The sequence below is a fragment of the Pseudomonas gingeri genome (assembly GCF_013385635.1).
Taxonomy (GTDB): domain Bacteria; phylum Pseudomonadota; class Gammaproteobacteria; order Pseudomonadales; family Pseudomonadaceae; genus Aquipseudomonas; species Aquipseudomonas gingeri_A.
In genome coordinates this window covers 1-19,737 of sequence record NZ_JACAPR010000052.1, presented here as the reverse complement: position 1 = coordinate 19,737, position 19,737 = coordinate 1, and the positions used below count along the sequence as shown (strand labels likewise).

Sequence of the window (19,737 nt, the reverse complement as noted above, 5' to 3'; positions counted from 1 at the left end):
CGGCTTGCCGGCGATGGGGCCGTAAAGTCGTGCATCAACCCTTCGGATGCCACCGCTGGCAAGCCAGCTCCTACAAGGTTTGTGATGTTCTGGAAAAGGGTTACTTCTTCAGCAGCGCCGCACAGGCCGCCTTGTAGGCTTCATGCTGGTATTTGTTCAGCGTCGCGGGCAGGGTGAAGGCGAACTTCTTGTGCTGCGCGTTGAGGGTCTGGGGTGACAGCAGCGTCACTTCGCAGTTGTCCAGCAACTGCAGGATGCCCTCGATCTTGAACGTGGTCGGTCCACCGGCGAACTCGCCTTTCTTGCTGCGTTTCTTGATCGCGATGCGCTGGATGCCATTGGCCTGGACAAAGGCCTTGATCTGGCCGGCGAAGGCTTTCACGTGACCCGCTTCGTCATCGTCATCCAGGGCGATCTTCTTGATGGCGACGGCAACATGTTCAGGGCTGCCGTCCTTTAGGGTGGCGAGGGCGAAGATGGCTTCGCTGCCTTTTATTTCGATGCCGCAGATAGTCATTTGAGTCCTTTGGGAGTAGCTGGGAATGGAGATCAGAGCTGCAGTTGGTCTGCCTTGATGCCGAATGCCGCCGCGATTTTTTCGCGGGTCGCCTTGCGCGGCCTGGCTACGGATTCCTGCTGGGCATAGGCCGGTTGCGAGATGCCCAGGCGCCTGGCTACTTCATCTTGCGTCAGATCCAGATACTCGCGCCAGGCGCGAATGGGGGTTGCCCCGTCGACCATGCGACTGACAACCTCATGAGGGATCAGGTCGGGCTCCCTTTGTTGGGCGACATATTGCGCGTAGGGGATCACGACGAAAGCCGGCTGCCCGTTGGCGTCATTGATGATCTGGATGTCAGTAGGTGCGTTCATCGCGCTTTTTTTACCTCTTGGATACTGACCACTTTAAGGATGCCTTCCCAGTCGAACAGAATCCGGTAATGACCGACTCGCATTCGGTACCCGTAGTCGTGGTGGACAAGTTTTTTCACATTGCCCACATCAGGCATGTCACTGAGCGTCGACACTGCGTCGCGAATCTGGACCTGGTGTTCTCGATGTATTTTCAGGAGCTGTTTGACGGCCTTCCGGGTTCAGAAAATTGTGTTCATGGGATGATATAAGTCTTTTATAAGAATTTCTAATATTTGCTTATATTCTCCGTGTCGACAATGCGGCAAGGTTTGCCTGATGTTGCCGGATTGGCGAGGTCCCTAATCCATCGTTTTGCGCAAGTCCAGCATGATCTTGTCGAAGTAGTCGACGCGGATGATGCCCAGTCGTGGGAACTCGAAGTCGAGGATCACGTAGAGCACGCAGACCATCACCAGGGCGTAGCCGAGGCTGTGCAGCCAGTGGCGGGTGACGGTGCCGGCCATGCCGTAGCCGATCAGCAGGGCGCTGATCTGGGTCAGGGCGATCAGCATCAGGTAGATGGTCAAGGGTGGATGGGTTTCCAGCGCCACGCTGCGGGTGGTGGTGATGTCGATCATCTCGTTGAGCGCCTGCAACGCGCTGACCCCCAGGGTCGGTGTCGGCATGTCCTGCAACGAGGCCACGGCCTTTTTCCAGATAACCAGTTGCAGGGCATTGGCCCGGGCGTTTTCCCGGGTGGCGCGTTCGATGTCGGTCAGGTCGCGGTAATAGGCGATGCGTGCGTCCACATAGTCGCGAAAATCCTGGCGCAAGGCTGGCTGGTGGGCGACTGGCAGCAGGTCCAGGCGCAGCCAGGCGGTGCCCATGGCATTGGTTTCCGCGACGATCAAGGTTCGCCGGGCATCCATGCGCGTGGCCGCGCCGGAGAAGGTGAAGGCAATCAGCAGGGCCAGCAGGCCGAAGACCGCTCCCTCGATGGCGCCGATGCCGACCCGCGCGCCCTCGGGGTCGGCGGCCAGATGCCGGGTACCGATGCGCCGGCCGATCTCGATAAACAGCACGATGGCGATAAAGATGGCGAGGGCATAGAGCGGAATGGCTGCAAGTGAGCGCATACGAAAATCTCCTGATTATCGTGAACAACTCGCCTGTACAGCCAATCCAGGCCAGATTGAAGCAGTGTAGATAGCGATCCGGACTTATTCCTGCAACAGCGACTCAAGGAACTCCGACCGTTCGTCGCTCTTGCTCGCCAGGCAGTCGTTCAGGTCGATGTTGTATGGCTTGCTGCCGACCTTCGCCGGGAACGGGGCGATGGCGCAATCGGCATCGCGGGATTTTATCCACAACTGTTCGGCAGTCTGCAGTTTGCCGGTGATGTCCGCCAGATCAGCCTTTTTGTTCGCATATTGCGACGCGACCCGATCCAGCAGCGCCTGGAAGTTCTCCTTGAGCAATTGCTCGGCGGTGTTTTTGTTGTAGGTGGCGCATTCCAGGGTCTGCTGGTCGTCCGGCACCGCGTCGCAAGGCGAGTTGTCGGACTCTTCGGCCGCGTGAACGCCCATGCTGACAAGGGCCAAGGCCAGGAAAATCGATTTCATTACGGCGTCCTGATACGGGATAGGAGAGCGATGTGGGGCAATTCTGTCTCAAGCAGAATGCAAAGAATAGTCGTACAGCGACAAGTCCTTGAGCCTACCGTCTTGACGCGCTTTGTCGCGGATTGACGCTTTCGGCAATTCCCCTGTCGTTTTTGCACCCGGCTCCGCCGCCCCCTGGGCATATGCTGGCCCCAAAGCGCCGGCAGACGATTCGGCGCATGTATCGCCTATAGGGGACAGCCTGATGAGCCCAGCCGAATTGCACGCCGACAGCATCGTTATCGACGGGCTGATCATTGCCAAGTGGAACCGTGAACTGTTCGAAGACATGCGCAAGGGCGGGCTGACCGCCGCCAACTGCACCGTGTCGGTATGGGAAGGTTTCCAGGCCACCGTCAACAGCATCGCTTCGAGCCAGAAACTGATCCGCGAGAACAGCGACCTGGTCATGCCCGTGCGCACCACCGCCGACATCCGCAAGGCCAAGGAGCTGGGCAAGACCGGCATCCTGTTCGGCTTCCAGAACGCCCACGCCTTCGAAGACCAGATCGGCTATGTCGAGATCTTCAAGCAGCTCGGCGTCGGTATCGTGCAGATGTGCTACAACACCCAGAACCTGGTGGGCACCGGTTGCTACGAGCGTGACGGCGGCCTGTCGGGCTTCGGTCGCGAGATCGTCGCCGAGATGAACCGTGTCGGCATCATGTGCGACCTGTCCCACGTCGGCTCCAAGACCAGCGAGGAAGTGATCCTCGAATCGAAGAAGCCGGTGACCTACTCCCACTGCCTGCCTTCGGGTCTGAAAGAGCATCCGCGCAACAAGTCCGACGCCGAACTGAAGTTCATCGCCGACCACGGCGGCTTTGTCGGCGTGACCATGTTCGCGCCGTTCCTCGCCAAGGGCATCGAGTCGACCATCGACGACTACGCCGAAGCCATCGAGTACGTGATGAACATCGTCGGCGAAGACGCCATCGGCATCGGCACCGACTTCACCCAGGGTCATGGCCAGGACTTCTTCGAGTACCTGACCCACGACAAGGGCTATGCCCGCCGCCTGACCAGCTTCGGCAAGATCATCAACCCGCTGGGCATCCGCACCGTGGGCGAGTTCCCCAACCTCACCGAGACCCTGCTCAAGCGCGGTCACCCTGAGCGCGTGGTGCGCAAGATCATGGGCGAAAACTGGGTAAGCGTCCTCAAGGACGTCTGGGGCGAATAAGTCCCGCCCGCTTCTCTTTCCGACACCTCACCCTGCGCGCCCGTCGCGCAGGGCGTAAGCGGCCAGCCGCAATCAATGAATTCTGGAGTGTTTCCCATGGCTAAAATCGCCCCGCAACTGCCCATCGAAGTCGACAGCGAGACCGGTGTCTGGACTTCCGACGCCCTGCCGATGCTCTATGTTCCACGGCATTTCTTCGTCAACAACCATATGGGCATCGAGGAAGTGCTGGGCGCCGAGGCCTATGCCGAAATCCTCTACAAGGCCGGCTACAAGTCCGCCTGGCACTGGTGTGAAAAAGAAGCCGAATGCCATGGCCTGGAAGGCGTCGCGGTGTTCGAGCACTACATGAAGCGCCTGTCGCAACGCGGCTGGGGCCTGTTCAAGATCCAGGACATCGACCTCGACAAGGGCACCGCCAGCGTCAAGCTCGAACACTCGGCATTCGTCTACGTCTACGGCAAGGTCGGGCGCAAGGTCGACTACATGTTCACCGGCTGGTTCGCCGGCGCCATGGACCAGATCCTCGAAGCTCGCGGCAGTAAGGTTCGCACCGTGGCCGAGCAGGTCTACGGCGGCTCCGAAGAAGGCCACGACGATGGCCTGTTCACCGTCAAGCCGTTGTAAGTCGAGGAACCCGTCATGGCTTTCGAAGCAATGTTCCAGCCGATCCAGATCGGCAAACTGACCATCCGCAACCGCGTGCTCAGTACCGCCCACGCCGAGGTGTATGCCACCGACGGCGGGATGACCACCGACCGCTATGTGAAGTACTACGAAGAGAAAGCCAAGGGCGGGATCGGCCTGGCGATCTGCGGCGGTTCTTCCAGCGTCGCCATCGACAGCCCGCAAGGCTGGTGGAAATCGGTGAACCTGGCCGACGACCGGATCATTCCGCACTTCCAGAACCTGGCCGATGCCATGCACAAGCATGGCGCCAAGATCATGATCCAGATTACCCACATGGGCCGGCGTTCGCGCTGGGACGGCGAACACTGGCCGACCCTGTTGTCGCCGTCGGGCATCCGTGAGCCGGTGCACCGCGCCACCTGTAAGACCATCGAGCCGGAAGAAATCTGGCGGGTGATCGGCAACTACGCCACCGCGGCGGCGCGGGCCAAGGCCGGCGGCCTGGACGGCGTCGAACTGTCGGCGGTGCACCAGCACATGATCGACCAGTTCTGGAGCCCACGGGTCAACAAGCGTACCGACGAATGGGGCGGCAGCTTCGAGAACCGCATGCGTTTCGGCCTGGAAGTGCTCAAGGCGGTGCGCAAGGAGGTCGGCGACGACTTCTGCGTCGGCATGCGTATCTGCGGTGACGAGTTCCACCCGGACGGCCTGTCCCACGAGGACATGAAGCAGATCGCCAAGTATTACGACGACACCGGCATGCTCGACTTCATCGGTGTGGTCGGTTCGGGTTGTGACACCCACAACACCCTGGCCAACGTGATTCCGAACATGAGTTACCCGCCGGAGCCGTTCCTGCACCTGGCCGCCGGGATCAAGGAAGTGGTCAAGGCGCCGGTCCTGCACGCACAGAACATCAAGGACCCGAACCAGGCGACGCGCATTCTCGAAGGCGGCTATGTCGACATGGTCGGCATGACCCGCGCGCACATCGCCGACCCGCACCTGATCGCCAAGATCAAGATGGGCCAGGTCGACCAGATCAAGCAGTGCGTCGGCGCCAACTATTGCATCGACCGCCAGTACCAGGGCCTCGACGTCCTGTGCATCCAGAACGCCGCGACTTCCCGTGAATACATGGGCGTGCCGCATATCATCGAGAAGTCCACCGGGCCCAAGCGCAAGGTGGTGGTTGTCGGTGCCGGCCCTGCCGGTATGGAAGCGGCGCGGGTGTCTGCCGAGCGCGGCCATGACGTGACCCTGTTCGAGAAGAAGGACGCCATCGGCGGACAGATCACCACAGCCTCGAAAGCACCGCAACGGGACCAGATCGCCGGTATCACCCGCTGGTTCCAGCTGGAACTGGCACGCCTGAAAGTCGATGTGCGACTGGGTACCGCCGCCGATGCGGCGACCATCCTCGACCTGCGTCCGGATGTGGTCGTGCTGGCAGTGGGCGGTCATCCGTTCCTTGAGCAGAACGAGCACTGGGGCGCCGCCGAAGGGCTGGTGGTCAGCAGCTGGGATGTGCTCGACGGCAAGGTCGCACCGGGCAAGAACGTGCTGGTCTACGACACCATCTGCGAATTCACCGGCATGTCAGTGGCCGACTTCCTCGCCGACAAGGGCAGCCAGGTCGAGATCGTCACCGACGACATCAAGCCGGGCGTGGCGATCGGCGGTACGTCGTTCCCGACTTACTACCGCAGCATGTACCCGAAAGAAGTGATCATGACCGGCGACATGATGCTGGAAAAGGTCTACCGCGAGGGCGACAAGCTGGTGGCGGTGCTGGAGAACGAATACACCGGGGCCAAGGAAGAGCGGGTCGTGGATCAGGTGGTGGTCGAGAACGGCGTGCGCCCGGACGAGGAAATCTACTACGGGCTCAAGGACGGTTCGCGCAACAAGGGCCAGATCGATATCGACGCCCTGTTCGCGATCAAGCCGCAGCCTTCGTTGAGTCAGCCGGGTGACGGTTACCTGCTGTTCCGCATCGGCGACTGTGTGGCCCAGCGCAACACGCACGCGGCGATCTATGACGCGTTGCGTCTGTGCAAGGATTTCTAACGGACACGATGCTCACCTGTGGCGAGGGGGCTTGCCCCCGCTCGGCTGCGGAGCAGTCGCAAAGCCAGTCGGCGCGGTTTTCCTGATACATCGCGCCGGCTGATCCGGGACCGCTCCGCGGCCCAACGGGGGCAAGCCCCCTCGCCACAAGTAGGTGCATGCTCTTCACCGGCATGCATATGGACCCTTGCAAGACCCGAGGTCTTTGGGAGCTTCACCTATGTTGAACACCCTTCTTCCCATCCTGCTGTTCGCTGCTCTGGGCCTCGCTGTCCTCGGTGCGTTGCGGCGGGTCGCCATGTGGCGCCGCGGTCGAGCGTCGAAAGTCGATCTGCTCGGTGGCCTGTTCGCCATGCCCAAGCGCTACATGGTCGATCTGCACCATGTGGTGGCGCGGGACAAATACATCGCCAACACCCACGTCGCCACGGCCGGCGGCGCGGTGGCCTCGATCGTCCTGGCGATCCTGGTACACGGTTTCGGCCTGCACAACCGCATCCTCGGCTATGCCTTGCTGCTGATGTCGGCGGTGATGTTCGTTGGTGCGATCTTTGTCTACCTGCGGCGGCGCAATCCGCCGAGCCGCTTGTCGAAAGGCCCGTGGATGCGCCTGCCGAAAAGCCTGCTGGCGTTCTCGGCGTCGTTCTTCCTGGTCACCCTGCCGGTGGCCGGCATTCTTCCGCAGGATTTCGGTGGCTGGGTGCTGGCGGTGATCCTCGGCGTCGGTGTGCTGTGGGGCGTGTCGGAGCTGTTCTTCGGCATGACCTGGGGCGGGCCGATGAAGCATGCCTTCGCCGGAGCCCTGCACCTGGCCTGGCACCGTCGCGCCGAACGCTTCGGCGGTGGCCGCTCCACCGGCCTCAAGCCGTTGGACCTGAGCGACCCGCAAGCGCCGCTGGGCGTGGAAAAACCCAAGGATTTCACCTGGAACCAACTGCTGGGCTTCGACGCCTGCGTGCAGTGCGGTAAATGTGAAGCCGCTTGCCCGGCGTTCGCCGCCGGCCAGCCGTTGAACCCGAAAAAGCTCATCCAGGACATGGTGGTCGGCCTGGCCGGCGGCACTGACGCGAACTTCGCCGGCAGTCCGTATCCTGGCAAGGCCGTCGGCGAACACTCCGGCAACCCGCACCAGCCGATCGTCAACGGCCTGGTGGACGCCGAAACCTTGTGGTCGTGCACCACCTGCCGTGCCTGTGTCGAGGAATGCCCGATGATGATCGAGCACGTCGATGCCATCGTCGACATGCGCCGTCACCTGACCCTGGAAAAAGGCGCGACCCCGAACAAGGGCGCCGAAGTCCTGGAAAACCTGATCGCCACCGACAACCCAGGCGGTTTCGCCCCGGGCGGGCGGATGAACTGGGCGGCGGACCTGAACCTCAACCTGCTCAGTGACAAGAAAACCACCGATGTGCTGTTCTGGGTCGGCGACGGCGCCTTCGACATGCGCAACCAGCGCACCTTGCGCGCTTTTGTCAAAGTGCTGAAAGCGGCCAAGGTCGACTTCGCGGTGCTCGGCCTGGAAGAGCGCGACAGCGGTGACGTGGCACGACGCCTAGGCGACGAGGCAACCTTCCAACTGCTGGCCAAGCGCAATATCCAGACCCTGGCCAAGTACAGCTTCAAGCGCATCGTCACCTGCGATCCCCATAGTTTCCATGTGCTGAAAAACGAATACGGCGCCTTTGGCGGCGACTATCTGGTGCAGCACCACAGTACCTACATGGCCGAGCTGATCGGCGCCGGTGCCCTGAACCTCGGGCAGCACAAGGGCAACAGCGTGACCTACCACGACCCGTGCTACCTGGGCCGCTACAACGGCGAGTATGAAGCGCCGCGTGACGTGCTGCGGGCACTGGGGATCGAGGTCAGGGAAATGCAGCGTTCGGGTTTGCGTTCCCGTTGCTGCGGCGGCGGCGGCGGTGCACCGATCACCGATATTCCCGGCAAGCAGCGGATTCCCGATATGCGCATGGAAGATATCCGCGAAACCGGCGCCGAACTGGTGGCGGTCGGTTGCCCGCAATGCACGGCGATGCTCGAAGGCGTGGTGGAGCCGCGGCCGTTGATCAAGGACCTGGCCGAACTGGTGGCCGACGCCCTGCTTGAAGAAGCGGCGCCGAGCAAACCGGCCCCCAAGCGTGAACCCGCGGAGGTGCATTGATGAGCGACATTATCCGCCGTGATCCCCGCGCCGAATGGATCGCCCGTAACCGCCTGCATCCGCTGCATGCGGCCATGCAACCGGTGCAGCACAGCTGGATGGGCCCCAATGGGATCGTGCGCAAGAATGTCCACGGCATCGGCTTTATCGGTCCCAACGGCATCAAGCGTATCGACCGCAGCGGCGCCCAGCAGGGCGGCGCGAGCAAGCGTTCGGCCAGTGTCGAAGTGCAGTTGCCGCTGCATCAGGTGCCGCAACCGGCGTTTTATATCAGTGTGGTACCGGACATGGTCGGCGGTCGTCTGAGCAGTCACGACCGCGACCTGCTCGGACTCGCCCATCAGTTGGCCGGCAAGGACGGCGCCGTGCTGGCGGTGGTCTTCGGCGAGCACAAGGAAAGCGCCTTTGCAGCCGCGGGCGTCGATCGCTTGCTGGTGCTCGAAGGCAACGCGTTCAACGGATATTCACCGGAACAACGGGTCCAGGGCCTGCGGGCTGTGGATAACCAGTTCAACCCCCGGCACTGGTTGCTGCCGGACAGCCGCAGCGGCGGTGGCGAGTTGGGTCGGCGGTTTGCCGCCAGCCTGGGCGAGCGCCCGGCCACGCGGGTCTGGCAGGTCAAGGGCGAGGCGTGTATCGGTCGAGCCGGTGCCGGCCTGCAGGACCTGGCGCGGCCGTTGGCACGCCTGATCCTGGCTGCCGCCGAATGCGCCGAGCCGGTCAGCGAAACCCGTCACGAAGCCTTGCCGGTGGAGTTATCCACAAGCATCGCCCGCAGCCTGCCGCGTATCGAGGATCTCGGTGCGGTGGCGGTGGATCCGGCGGCGATTCCGATGGCCGAAGCTGAATTCATTTTCTCCGGCGGCAACGGGGTCAAGGACTGGGCGCTGTTCCACGAAACGGCCGCTGCCCTCGGGGCGACCGAAGGCGCTTCGCGGGTGGCGGTGGACGACGGCTTCATGGCTCGCGACCGCCAGGTCGGCGCCAGCGGTACCTGGGTCACGGCGCGGGTCTATGTGGCCGTGGGGATTTCCGGGGCGATCCAGCACCTGCAAGGCATCGGTGCCTGCGACAAGGTGGTGGCGATCAACCTCGATCCGGGCTGCGACATGATCAAGCGTGCCGACCTGTCGGTGATCGGCGAGAGCAGCGAGATCTTCCGTGCCCTGATCGCGGCGGTGACGGCATATCGCAACGGCGCCAAGCGCGATGCGGCTTAAGGTAGGGATGACTTCATGAGTACGAATGTAATCAGCCTGGTGTCCATCGGCGCCCACCCGACCTCCGGCCGCGCCCGGCGCGCCGAGCAGGATGCCCGTGCGGTGGAACTGGGCCTGCAATTGGCCGGGGATAACTTGCAGGTGGTGCATGCCGGCGATGTCGCCGAGCCGGCGCTGCGGGCATACCTGGGCATGGGCCTGGACGAGTTGCGCGTGCTGGAACAACCGGCCGGTGCCGATGTGCTGCCGGCGCTGACCGATTATCTGCGCGATGCCGGAGCACAGCTTGTGCTCACGGGTAGCCAGGCGGAAACCGGCGAAGGTTCGGGCATGCTGCCGTTCCTGTTGGCGGAAAACCTCGGTTGGCCGCTGGTGGTGGGGCTGGCCGAAGTCGAGTCGATTGCCGGTGGCGTGGCCCATGTGCTGCAGGCCTTGCCGCGCGGTCAGCGGCGGCGCCTGAAAGTCCGCCTGCCGTTTCTCGCCACGGTGGATAACGCCGCGCCCAAGCCACGCCAGAGTGCCTATGGTCCGGCACAGCGCGGGGTGTTGCAGGCCGAGGAAGTCGAGGTGCTGGAGGATGAGTTGTTCGCCGGCGCGCAGCTGCAACCGGCCAAGCCACGGCCCAAGCGCCTGAAAGTGATCAAGGCCAAGAGCGGTGCCGACCGCATGAAAGCCGCCACGGCCAAGGCCAGCGGTGGTGGCGGTCAGGTGCTCAAGGGCGTCAGTGCCGAGGCGGGCGCCGAGGCGATCCTCAAGTTGTTGATCGAGGAAGGGGTGGTGCGCTGATACCACGTCTCCGGTATTGCTGAAGTCCGATCGTTCCCACGCTCCGCGTGGTAACGCGTCTCTGGACGCTCTGCGTCCGCTTCTTGTGACGCAGAGCGTCACCGGCTGCATGCCCACGCTGGAGCGTGGGAACGATCATGAAACGATCATGAAGGCGAACACCCTCCCTGTAGGCGCTGGCTTGCCAGCGATGAGGCCCTTGAGCCTTGAGGTACCCTTGCGCACGCCATCGCCGACAAGCCGGCTCCTACACATTGACGATGACGGTTGATGTTTAACATCAAGTCATTCACTTTCAATCAATTAAAAATAGCCTTTTAGTTTTTACCCCGCCGATCAACAACTCAAGCCGACACTTCAACAAGGCTGGGTAAGTGATGTAGTCCCATCCGTATATAAGGTAGGAAACTTCCCGGACCGTTCTGTTTAGTGGATTGTTGTCTTGTAATAACTCTATTGTCTTTGTGAGCGAGTGCATGTCATGCATGTCTCGTAGTCAAGGGAGTTATTGGCTGTCGCCGGCAGCCTGGGGAGTTCCTTTAATGTCCGTAGAACAGTTATCCACCTATTCTGGCGGCGCTGTAGTGCTGGCCGCGGAAAATCTAAACATATACACAGTGTTGTTCAACATCCTCGCTTTCGGTCCCCTTTCAGAGTGGAGGCCGCGCCCATGAATTCGCTCGCCTCGAAACAATCCATGGGGGCCGGATCCATGTCCAGCCCGCCGCCCACCTTCTTCGACCACAGCCGCCATAAACTCTGGGTCAGAAATCTCGACATCACGCTTGACGTCCTGGCCTTCACGGGCAACGAGGGCTTGAGCCAGCGATTCAACTACCGTGTGGAATTCACTGCCCCCGACCTGGACATCCCCGCCGAAAAACTGCTCGGCCAGGACGCCGGCTTCAGCCTGTACACCGCGCCGCACAAGCGGCGCAAGCAGCTGTCGGGTTTTCCCACGCCCGAGGTCAAGCCGCTACGGACCTTGTACGGGGTGATCACCGATTTCAATCGTCTGTCCGCTTCCAGGGACGAAGCCCGCTACGAAATCGTCCTGCAACCGCGCCTGGCCCTGCTGGATCGGGGCAAGCAATGGCGCATTTATCAACACCAGTCGGTGCCGGAGATCGTCGAGAAGATTCTGCGCGGTCGCCACGCGTTCGAAGGCTATGAATTCCATTTCAGACTCATCAGGGAGTATCCCCGTCGCGAGCAGGTCATGCAATACGACGAAAGCGACCTGGCCTTTATCGAGCGCCTGCTGGCCGACGTCGGTATCTGGTATTGCTTCAGCCACGACGACCGTGTGCGAATCGCTGTCGTGGAGTTCCACGACGATCAGCGCGGCTATCAGTACGACATCGAGTTGCCGTATCTCCCGCCCTCGGGCCTGAGCAGCAGCGACGAGGACGCGGTATGGCAGTTGCAAAGCCGCCACCGGGTGGTCGAACAGACCGTCAACTTGCGCGCCTACGACTATCGGGACGCCAAGGCCTGGCTCGACGGCGAAGTGGACCAGACCGATGGCGGGGGCGGGGGCGCCACGACCACCTACGGCGAGGCCTACCACTACGGCGAGCCCTACAGCGTGCTCGGTAACCCGCTACTCGAGGACGAAGACCTGCAAAGCGAGAGTGGTTACTTCTACGCGCGCCTGCGCCACGAGCGTTACCTCAACGCGCAGACCCAACTGAGCGGCGCCAGCAGCAGCGCCACCCTGGCCCCCGGCCAGATGCTCGACATCACCGGCGGCGCGCCGCAAGCCTTTGCCCGCGGCGCGGTCATCACCCAACTGAGCCTCCACGCCGCCCGTGACCGCAGCCTCGAAGTCACCTTCCAGGCCATCCCCTACACACAAAGGATGTGCTTCCGGCCGCCGTTGCCGCCCAAGCGACAGATCGCCGGGACCCTGCCGGCGCGCATCAGCAACCCGAAAGAAGACGATCCCTACGCCGAGATCGATTTCGAGGGACGCTACCGGGTACGTTTCCTGTTCGACCGCGACCCGTGGCCGACCGGCCATGAAAGCGCCTGGTTACGCCTGGCACGGCCCTATGCCGGCGACACCCACGGTCTGCACCTGCCGCTGATCGCCGGCACCGAAGTGGCGGTGGCCTTCGAACAGGGCGACCCGGACCGCCCCTATATAGCCTATGCACTCCACGACAGCCTGCACCCTGACCACGTGACCCTGGCCCGGCGCGACGACAGCCGCAACGTGCTGCGCACCCCGGCCAACAACAAGCTGCGCATGGAGGACAAGCGCGGCCAGGAGCACGTCAAGCTCAGCACCGAGTACGCCGGCAAGAGCCAGCTCAACCTGGGGCATCTGGTGGATGCCGGGAAGCAAAAGCGTGGCGATGGTTTTGAACTGCGCAGCGATGGCTGGGGCGCGATTCGCGCCGGCAAGGGGCTGTTGATCAGCGCCGACGAACAAACCCGAGCCAAGGGCCAGCAACTCGACATGGAACCGGCCACCGCCCTGCTCCAGGGCGCCAGGCAGCAAATGACCGACTGGCGGGAGATCGCCCAGGCCCACCACAGCCGCCAGCCCGACCTCGACGGCCTGGGGCGATTGCAGGCCGACGCGAAGGACCTGAGTGCCCCGGCCATGCTGCTCAGCGCCCCCAACGGCATCGGCACGCTGACCCCGGCCAGCCTGTTGCTCAACAGCGGCGAGGCGCTCTACCTGCAAAGCCAGGCCGAGATCAATCTGGCCGCCGCCGGGCGTCTGTCCGCCCATGCCGGGCAGGGCATTTCCCTGCTGGCCCGGCAGGAGGGCATGCGCCTGGTGTCCGGCCAGGGCCCGTTGGAAATCGAATCCCACGCCGACGTGCTGAAGCTGATCGCCCAGCAGGACATCGACGTGCAATCGGTGCAGGGGCATCTGCAACTGACCGCCCGGAACGGCATCACCCTGGGGTGTGGTGGCGGTTATATCCGCATCACCCCGAGTGGGGAGATCCAGATCCATGGTCCGGGACTGATCAGCATCAAGGGGCGGCACCTGGTCAACGATCCGACCGAAGAGGTGTTTGCGCTTCCTGAGTTGCCGGGTTCGGTGTGCAAGGACTGCCTGAAAAAGGCGCGAGCCGCCGCTCAGGGCTTCGTACGCAAGGAGATAGCCGTATGACCACCCCCCATATCGACACCTGGCTCGGCCTGCTGGACGCGGCCTGCGCGCAAGGCTCCAGCACCTGCCTGGACATCATCATCGATCAGTCGGGCGGCGATGAACCGTGGTTGTCCAGTGTACTCAGCGTCGAGCCACCCTTGCCCTGGTATTCGCTGTTCACCGGGATGCCGGAAGAAGCCGCCGAAGAGCTGGCGCCCTTGTTGGTACGTGTCGATCTGGCGCAACCGCTGCAACGGCACTGGTTGGCCGGTCTGATGCACGAACTCGATGGTTGCTCGCAATTACTGGCATTGGCCTCGATGTGGCCGTTCCAGGCCCTGGCCGAGTACCTCGATCGATGCCTGGAGGCGAGCAACGGCGGCTGTCCGGGACTGCTGCGTTACTACGACCCGCGCCTGTTTCCGCTGCTGTTCAGTCATGTCCTGGAGCCTGGGCAGCAACAGGCGTTGTTGCGTCCGGTGCTGTTCTGGAGCTGGCTCGATCGCGATGGCGCGCCCCAGCGCCTGCTGGGGGCCGCCGATACGCCCGACAGCCTTGAGACCTTCAAGCCCTTCGACCTCAGCGACAGCCAGTTGGAGACCCTCGGTTGTGCCAGCGACGCCACCCTGGCCCTTGAGAACCTGCGCACGGCACTGCCTGCCGAATGGAGCGCCGAACGGCGTTTTCAGGCCTGTTACGCCGCCATGCTCGATGCCACCGAGGCCGGGGTGTTGGTGGACACCGAACGCGAAGCCTTCACCCTCGACAGGGTACGTAAGGCCTGAGTGGGTCGCCCCACAAGGAGAGGAAATGAATCCAATGTCCACACTATCAATGCCCCATTTTCTGGCTGTCACGCTCTGCGGCCTGGCCGCGAGCGTGCTCGGGCAAAACGCCCAGGCCAGCACCCTTGAAGCCATCAACCACACCCACTGGGCGATCAACCATTTCAGTGTCGATGGCCGTTCGGGGATCGACATTATCGGTCCCTATCAGGGGGGCGGAGGAGGTTGCTGTTATGTCGCCCCGGCGCGCTGGCAGCCGGGGATGACGGTGCGGGTTGATTGGGAAACAGGAGCGGGCAGCTCGAAAGGCTTTCCTGGTTTTGCTGATCGCCCCAAATACCATGCATGGATTAAACGAATCGATGCGCAAAAACGCCAGCACAGCAAGGTAGTCCTGGTACCGGACTACACCGGCCAGAAAGTCTGCGGCCTCACCGTGCATTTCCTGCCTTGCGATGAACTGCAGGTCAGCACCTCCTGCTACGCCTACGGTAGCCCCGAATACCCGATCAAGACTCCCTTGCACTTACCGGAGCCGCAATCATGTCCGCAGTAAAGCATGCCCCTCTTTGGTACCCACCACAGTTTCCGGTTCAGGGTCGCCTGCCCTCTCGGCCCGCACAGGTCCAGCAGAATATCCAACGCCAGTGCCAACTGGAGCGCGATTACCACAATGCCCTGGCTGTGGCCGCCGGGCGTCGGGGAATGCCGCCGTGCTGCAAAACCCTGCATATCAGCCTCTGCTTCGACGGCACCGGCAATAACCTCAACCATGACTTCTATCTGTCCGATCCCCGGCACCCGACCAATATCGCGCGCATGTTCCGCGCCAGCATCGGCGACGGGTACGCCGGCGGCACCGCCCATAGCGAAAAAGCCCAATGGTTGACCGATGCTCCAGGCACCGGCAACGGCCAGTACTTCAAGTACTACATGCCGGGCGTGGGTACGCCTTTTCCGGAAGTAGGTGATCTGAACTACAGCACCTTCGGTCTGGCCTTGGCCAGTTACGGCGAAGAGCGTATCAACTGGGGCCTGCTGATGATCATCGATGCGCTGCGGCGCACGCTCGGGCTACCCCGCCAGGACAACGCCACCCTGTTCGCCGCGGTCAAGGCCATGGGCAGCTCGCACGGGCTGGAGTCGGTGACCGGCCAGGGTAGCCGCCGTCGTGAGTTCTACACGCAGCTCGCGTCCCTGCTCAAACCCCTGGGCATCGCCTTGAGCCAACCGAATCCCGGCCACCCCAAGTTGCTGGGCATCAAGCTCTATGTCTACGGATTTTCCCGTGGCGCGGCGGCGGCGCGGGCCTTTGTCAGTTGGCTGAACCAGTTGCTGTCCCGCTCCGAAGCAACGCCCAGCCTGAAACTGCTCGATATGACGCTGCCTATCAGCGTCGAATACCTCGGGCTGCTGGATACCGTGGCCTCGGTGGGGGTCGCCGATATCATTCCGGGGGCGCAGGGACATATGGGCTGGGCCGACGGTTCCCAGGAGCTGCCCAGCGGCAGCTTGGTCAAGCGCTGCCTGCATATCGTGGCTGGCCATGAGCAGCGCCTGTGCTTCCCGTCGGACTCCATTCGCCGTGAGAGCGGTGAATACCCGGCCAATAGCGTGGAAGTGCTGCACCCCGGTGTGCACTCGGATCAGGGGGGTGGGTATCCGCCTGGGGATCAGGGGAAGGCGTGTAGTAAGGACAATATCGAAGGTGACGGCCTGTTGCTGTCGCAGATAGCCCTGCACGATCTGTATGCCGATGCCTTTGCCCATGGTGCGCCCTTGAAAGTACCAGAAGACGCTCTGCCTGTGACTTTAAGTCATGAGCGTTGGCGAGTAATGACGCCTGATTTAGCACAAGAATTCGAAGCAGCGCCAGAGCTGGTCAACCGCTTCAACGCCTGGCGCCAAGTCACTCTGGGCCTGATCCCCGGAACACAACCACTGCCCACCGAGCGGGCCGAACACTACCAACCGTTACTGGCCCAGGAAACCTTGGAACAGGCGTTGCGCGACCAGATGGGTTGGATCACCGCCTGGCGCATTGACCGTTATGCCTTTGCCAGCCTGAAGCAGACGCCGTTCTACCTTCAGGCGAGCGATATCGAAGCCGACAAGGAGGCACGCCAGAACGCCGAAGACCTGCGCAACAAGAAACAGGCCGGAGTCGAAAAGGACCGTAAGCAGCAATTGGCCCTGGAACGCCTGGGCCGTGAACCGAAACGGCCGATGAAGCCTGGGATCAAGGACTTCGACCCGGAGATGGCGCAAACCCAGTTGCGCGAAGCGGCCGAGGAATTCGCCCAGGACTATCGCGGCGGTCTATCGCTTTCCGTGGCGATCTCTAGGGCCCGGCTGCTGGTTCCTGGTGTGCAGGCGATTGCCGAAGCGCGGGTCGAGCGCGAGCAGATGAAGGCGGCGGGGAATGCCAGGGTCCGCCAGTTATTCCCGCGACCGAAGAATGAATACGATTCCGTGGATGAAAGCCGGCGCGGCAATGTCGATGAAAGCCGCAACGTCACCCAGCCCGAGGGCTTGTTGCGGGCGCTGTTCGACGATCAGGTCCACGACTCCCGTGCCTGGTTTCTCTATGCCGCCCTGGGGACGCGCGAGCCTTTTGGCGGCTATCTACGTGAACGCATGGTGTTCTTCGGTGATGCCGGCAGACGGGACCTGGCGCTGTATGACGAAAACGACAAGCCGCTGCTGGCGGATGCCACCGGCCTACCTGCCCCTGTGGCAGTGCCCGTGGTCATGGATGCCGAACGCCGGGCCCAGGCGCTACAGGCCATCGATGCGCTGTGGCAGGATTTTTACGCCAAAAGCGGCGAGGTGAGCGATGCGCAGGTCTGAAGTCATCCCGCGTCCTCTTGCGCAAGAAGCTTTTCCTCTGTTCACAATCGCTGCGTGGCGCACAGGACTCGGTGTCCTGTGCGGCCTGGCCGCGAGCGTGCTCGCGCAAAACACCCAGGCCAGCACCCTTGAAGCCATCAACCACACCCACTGGGCGATCAACCATTTCAGCGTCGATGGCCGTTCGGGGATCGACATTATCGGTCCCTATCAGGGGGGCGGAGGAGGTTGTTGTTATGTCGCCCCGGCGCGCTGGCAGCCGGGGATGACGGTGCGGATTGATTGGGAAACAGGAGCGGGCAGCTCGAAAGGTTTTCCCGGATTTGGTGATTGGCCTAAGTATTTGGCTTGGAAGGAAAAGGTGAATTCACAAAAGCGCCAACACAGCAAGTTAGTGCCGGTACCGGACTACACCGGTCAGAAAGTCTGTGGCCTCACCGTGCATTTCCTGCCTTGCGATGAACTCCAGGTCAGCACCTCCTGCTACGCCTACGGCAGCCCCGAATATCCGATCAAGACCCCGCTGCACTTGCCGGAGCCGCAATCATGTCCGCAGTGAAGCGTGTTGAAGGGTGGGAGGTGAAGCGATGAAACCGGTGATTCGACAAGGCGACACGCTACGCGAGTTTGGTGGCGAGGTACTGGAAGGGCATTTCTCTTACTACGGCCAGCCCATTGCCTGCCAGGGCGATGCCGTGCGCTGCAATCTGCATGGCCTGACCCGCATTGCCGAGGGCAGCGACCTGTTCGAGGTCAACGATCGCCCGGTGGCGCTGCACGGCCACCGCTGCGAGTGCGGCTGTACCCTGGTCAGTTCCGTGGCTGATTCGTGGGTGGCCTCATGACCCCGGCGCCGACGTTCGCGGCCTATCCGCTGGTGGCGCCTCCCGTGTATTCGCGCTGGCTGGCCGGCGGCGCGGCGCTGCTGGCTTTGGTGGGCAGCGCCAGCGCGCTGTTGCGGCCCTTTATCGAGGTGCGTCTGGCGGCGATTGGCATGGTCGCCGTATTGCTGTTCTGGGTATTGGCCCTGCTGCTGCGGGTGTTGTACTACCGTTTCAATCGCCATAACGCGCACTGCTATGGCGAGACGGCGCGACGGATACAGCAACGCTGGTGGCAGCGCCATCGGCAGCAAGCCGCGCTGGTCGAGGCGGTGCTGCTGGGAGGCGCGTGCCGCACGTCGGAGCAGATGCAAGGTCTGTTCAAGCCAGGCCATGTGCCGCCCGTGCCGCGCAAGACTACCGGGGGCGTCGCGATTCGTCTGCCCGAGGTCTCCGGTCGCGACAGCGCCAAGCGCGAGCACCAGTTGGCGACGCTGCTGGCCCTGCACTGGCAGGCGCAACGAGAGGTACCCATCGTCTTGCAGCCCTTGCGTTGTTACTGGCAGGGCACACCTGCTGCCTGGCGGGCCTTTGTCGAACAGATGACGAAATCCTGTCCGCAGGTGCTATTGCCCGAAGACCCCGAGCCCTGGCAAGGCCTTGCCAGCCTGGACGCGATTATCGACCGGTTGCAGGGCGCACCCGCTGACGCACGGATTCTCTGTGCCGGTTGCCAGTCCTCGCCGACGCAGCCGGACAGTCGCCTGCCCGCGGGCGAAGCCGCGTTGCTCTGGCTGCTCGGCCCGCAAGGTGGCGTGCGCTTTTGCCGTGGCGAGTGGTTTGCCGCTGATACCGACAGTCTTGCTTCGGTGGCCGGGCGGGCACAGCGACAGAGCGAACTGGAGGCGCCGGTGCACACCTGCGTGGGCTTTTCCCAGCCGGATATTTCCGACCTGTCCGCCATCGGCTGGAATACCCGACAACATCTGCAAGACGCCAACTTCGGCGCGCTGGCCGGCCTGGAGGCGATGGTCGTGCTGACTCTGGCCGCCTCGTATGTCGAGGCCCATGGCGTGCCTTGCGCCTGGCTGGCGAACGACCCTGATCACACCCTGGCCCTGGGAGTTGTGGAACCCGATGAATCAACTACACGTCGCTGATACTGATACTACAAACGTGCCATTCGCCTGGCATACGCTTTTGTTACTGGCGCTGATTGTGGCCGTGCTGGTCGTGATCGGAACCGGAGCCTGGTGGCTGTGGGCCGGCCCCTGGCCTGCCAGCCGCCTCCAGTTGCAGGACATCCTGTTCAAGGCATTGCTGGGCTGGGCACTGCTGTTTGCCCTGGCGGCGTTGAGCTGGCGGATCGTGCTGCACGGGCTGCGCAAATTGGTGATTGGTCCGGAGCCGCTGCCGACTTTGCCTCCGGCCCAGTCAGACGCGCAGAAAGAACGATCAAGATTGCTCGAACACCTGCGCGACCGCCACGGTCCTTTCTGGCGCCGCAAGGTCCGCGTACTGCTGGTGGTCGGCGAACACGAGCAGATTGAAGCCCTCGCTCCAGGCCTGAGCAAAGACCGTTGGCAGCAAGGCC

17 protein-coding genes and 2 pseudogenes are annotated in these 19,737 nt (G+C 62.6%); 14 read left to right on the top strand and 5 right to left on the bottom strand.

The window, feature by feature from the left end:
- Positions 1-100: 100 nt before the first annotated feature.
- The 5 genes and pseudogenes from HX851_RS33340 to HX851_RS33320 form a co-directional block, all read right to left on the bottom strand.
- On the bottom strand, positions 101-517 hold the full coding sequence (locus HX851_RS33340) for a DUF3010 family protein (RefSeq protein ID WP_177061323.1): 417 nt from the start codon (positions 515-517) through the stop codon (positions 101-103).
- Between the two features lie 32 nt (positions 518-549).
- Positions 550-873 carry a helix-turn-helix domain-containing protein gene (locus HX851_RS33335; protein ID WP_177061325.1) on the bottom strand — a complete coding sequence of 108 codons (324 nt, stop codon included), beginning with the start codon at positions 871-873 and terminating at the stop codon, positions 550-552.
- Positions 857-1,070: pseudogene (locus HX851_RS33330) on the bottom strand (type II toxin-antitoxin system RelE family toxin). The gene HX851_RS33335 and the pseudogene HX851_RS33330 overlap by 17 nt, the downstream one beginning before the upstream one ends.
- Before the next feature lie 144 nt (positions 1,071-1,214).
- The gene (locus tag HX851_RS33325; RefSeq protein ID WP_177066457.1) at positions 1,215-1,991 is read right to left on the bottom strand and encodes a bestrophin-like domain; all 777 of its coding nucleotides are present in this window, start codon (positions 1,989-1,991) and stop codon (positions 1,215-1,217) included.
- Positions 1,992-2,075: 84 nt separating this feature from the next.
- Positions 2,076-2,477 carry a lysozyme inhibitor LprI family protein gene (locus tag HX851_RS33320; RefSeq protein WP_177061329.1) on the bottom strand — a complete coding sequence of 134 codons (402 nt, stop codon included), beginning with the start codon at positions 2,475-2,477 and terminating at the stop codon, positions 2,076-2,078.
- 244 nt (positions 2,478-2,721) lie between these two features.
- On the opposite strand from HX851_RS33320, the gene HX851_RS33315 reads away from it, so the two are divergent.
- The 14 genes and pseudogenes from HX851_RS33315 to HX851_RS33250 form a co-directional block, all read left to right on the top strand.
- Positions 2,722-3,699 carry a dipeptidase gene (locus HX851_RS33315; RefSeq protein ID WP_177061331.1) on the top strand — a complete coding sequence of 326 codons (978 nt, stop codon included), beginning with the start codon at positions 2,722-2,724 and terminating at the stop codon, positions 3,697-3,699.
- 96 nt (positions 3,700-3,795) lie between these two features.
- Positions 3,796-4,326, top strand: coding sequence for a DUF5943 domain-containing protein (locus HX851_RS33310; protein ID WP_071490300.1), 531 nt, complete (start codon positions 3,796-3,798; stop codon positions 4,324-4,326).
- A gap of 15 nt (positions 4,327-4,341) precedes the next feature.
- Complete coding sequence (gene dgcA, locus HX851_RS33305; protein WP_177061333.1) at positions 4,342-6,402, top strand: dimethylglycine demethylation protein DgcA; 2,061 nt, start codon at positions 4,342-4,344, stop codon at positions 6,400-6,402.
- Positions 6,403-6,622: 220 nt separating this feature from the next.
- Positions 6,623-8,566, top strand: a complete 1,944-nt coding sequence (gene dgcB / locus HX851_RS33300; RefSeq protein WP_177066456.1) for a dimethylglycine demethylation protein DgcB — start codon at positions 6,623-6,625, stop codon at positions 8,564-8,566.
- Positions 8,566-9,786 (top strand): electron transfer flavoprotein subunit alpha, encoded by a 1,221-nt coding sequence (gene etfA, locus HX851_RS33295; protein WP_177066454.1) that lies wholly within the window; start codon positions 8,566-8,568, stop codon positions 9,784-9,786. Before dgcB ends, etfA begins: the two co-directional genes overlap by 1 nt.
- Positions 9,787-9,801: 15 nt before the next feature.
- The gene (gene etfB / locus HX851_RS33290) at positions 9,802-10,572 is read left to right on the top strand and encodes an electron transfer flavoprotein subunit beta (protein WP_177061339.1); all 771 of its coding nucleotides are present in this window, start codon (positions 9,802-9,804) and stop codon (positions 10,570-10,572) included.
- A 712-nt stretch (positions 10,573-11,284) separates the two neighbouring features.
- Positions 11,285-13,705 (top strand): type VI secretion system Vgr family protein, encoded by a 2,421-nt coding sequence (locus HX851_RS33285; protein ID WP_177066461.1) that lies wholly within the window; start codon positions 11,285-11,287, stop codon positions 13,703-13,705.
- A complete protein-coding gene (tla1, locus tag HX851_RS33280) occupies positions 13,702-14,472 on the top strand; it encodes a toxin Tle1 chaperone Tla1 (RefSeq protein ID WP_177066452.1) in 771 nt (256 codons plus the stop codon). Before HX851_RS33285 ends, tla1 begins: the two co-directional genes overlap by 4 nt.
- A gap of 49 nt (positions 14,473-14,521) precedes the next feature.
- Positions 14,522-15,028 (top strand): Tli1a family immunity protein, encoded by a 507-nt coding sequence (gene tli1a, locus HX851_RS33275; protein WP_218173568.1) that lies wholly within the window; start codon positions 14,522-14,524, stop codon positions 15,026-15,028.
- The gene (locus HX851_RS33270) at positions 15,016-17,322 is read left to right on the top strand and encodes a T6SS phospholipase effector Tle1-like catalytic domain-containing protein (RefSeq protein ID WP_177066450.1); all 2,307 of its coding nucleotides are present in this window, start codon (positions 15,016-15,018) and stop codon (positions 17,320-17,322) included. The genes tli1a (HX851_RS33275) and HX851_RS33270 overlap by 13 nt, the downstream gene beginning before the upstream one ends.
- Positions 17,309-17,881 (top strand): Tli1a family immunity protein, encoded by a 573-nt coding sequence (tli1a, locus tag HX851_RS33265; RefSeq protein WP_177066448.1) that lies wholly within the window; start codon positions 17,309-17,311, stop codon positions 17,879-17,881. Before HX851_RS33270 ends, tli1a (HX851_RS33265) begins: the two co-directional genes overlap by 14 nt.
- A 28-nt stretch (positions 17,882-17,909) precedes the next feature.
- Positions 17,910-18,167, top strand: a complete 258-nt coding sequence (locus tag HX851_RS33260; RefSeq protein ID WP_177066446.1) for a PAAR domain-containing protein — start codon at positions 17,910-17,912, stop codon at positions 18,165-18,167.
- Positions 18,164-19,303 (top strand): KPHS_23130 family T6SS system protein, encoded by a 1,140-nt coding sequence (locus tag HX851_RS33255; RefSeq protein ID WP_177066444.1) that lies wholly within the window; start codon positions 18,164-18,166, stop codon positions 19,301-19,303. Before HX851_RS33260 ends, HX851_RS33255 begins: the two co-directional genes overlap by 4 nt.
- Positions 19,281-19,737 (top strand): annotated as a pseudogene (locus HX851_RS33250) (hypothetical protein); the annotation flags it as partial. The gene HX851_RS33255 and the pseudogene HX851_RS33250, both read left to right, overlap by 23 nt.

Excerpts from the sequence above, each read along its gene's own strand:
- HX851_RS33340 (WP_177061323.1), bottom strand. The coding sequence starts at position 517 with ATGACTATCTGCGGCATCGAAATAAAAGGCAGCGAAGCCATCTTCGCC.
- HX851_RS33335 (WP_177061325.1), bottom strand. The coding sequence starts at position 873 with ATGAACGCACCTACTGACATCCAGATCATCAATGACGCCAACGGGCAG.
- HX851_RS33325 (WP_177066457.1), bottom strand. The coding sequence starts at position 1,991 with ATGCGCTCACTTGCAGCCATTCCGCTCTATGCCCTCGCCATCTTTATC.
- HX851_RS33320 (WP_177061329.1), bottom strand. The coding sequence starts at position 2,477 with ATGAAATCGATTTTCCTGGCCTTGGCCCTTGTCAGCATGGGCGTTCAC.
- HX851_RS33315 (WP_177061331.1), top strand. The coding sequence starts at position 2,722 with ATGAGCCCAGCCGAATTGCACGCCGACAGCATCGTTATCGACGGGCTG.
- HX851_RS33310 (WP_071490300.1), top strand. The coding sequence starts at position 3,796 with ATGGCTAAAATCGCCCCGCAACTGCCCATCGAAGTCGACAGCGAGACC.
- dgcA (WP_177061333.1), top strand. The coding sequence starts at position 4,342 with ATGGCTTTCGAAGCAATGTTCCAGCCGATCCAGATCGGCAAACTGACC.
- dgcB (WP_177066456.1), top strand. The coding sequence starts at position 6,623 with ATGTTGAACACCCTTCTTCCCATCCTGCTGTTCGCTGCTCTGGGCCTC.
- etfA (WP_177066454.1), top strand. The coding sequence starts at position 8,566 with ATGAGCGACATTATCCGCCGTGATCCCCGCGCCGAATGGATCGCCCGT.
- etfB (WP_177061339.1), top strand. The coding sequence starts at position 9,802 with ATGAGTACGAATGTAATCAGCCTGGTGTCCATCGGCGCCCACCCGACC.
- HX851_RS33285 (WP_177066461.1), top strand. The coding sequence starts at position 11,285 with ATGTCCAGCCCGCCGCCCACCTTCTTCGACCACAGCCGCCATAAACTC.
- tla1 (WP_177066452.1), top strand. The coding sequence starts at position 13,702 with ATGACCACCCCCCATATCGACACCTGGCTCGGCCTGCTGGACGCGGCC.
- tli1a (WP_218173568.1), top strand. The coding sequence starts at position 14,522 with ATGCCCCATTTTCTGGCTGTCACGCTCTGCGGCCTGGCCGCGAGCGTG.
- HX851_RS33270 (WP_177066450.1), top strand. The coding sequence starts at position 15,016 with ATGTCCGCAGTAAAGCATGCCCCTCTTTGGTACCCACCACAGTTTCCG.
- tli1a (WP_177066448.1), top strand. The coding sequence starts at position 17,309 with ATGCGCAGGTCTGAAGTCATCCCGCGTCCTCTTGCGCAAGAAGCTTTT.
- HX851_RS33260 (WP_177066446.1), top strand. The coding sequence starts at position 17,910 with ATGAAACCGGTGATTCGACAAGGCGACACGCTACGCGAGTTTGGTGGC.
- HX851_RS33255 (WP_177066444.1), top strand. The coding sequence starts at position 18,164 with ATGACCCCGGCGCCGACGTTCGCGGCCTATCCGCTGGTGGCGCCTCCC.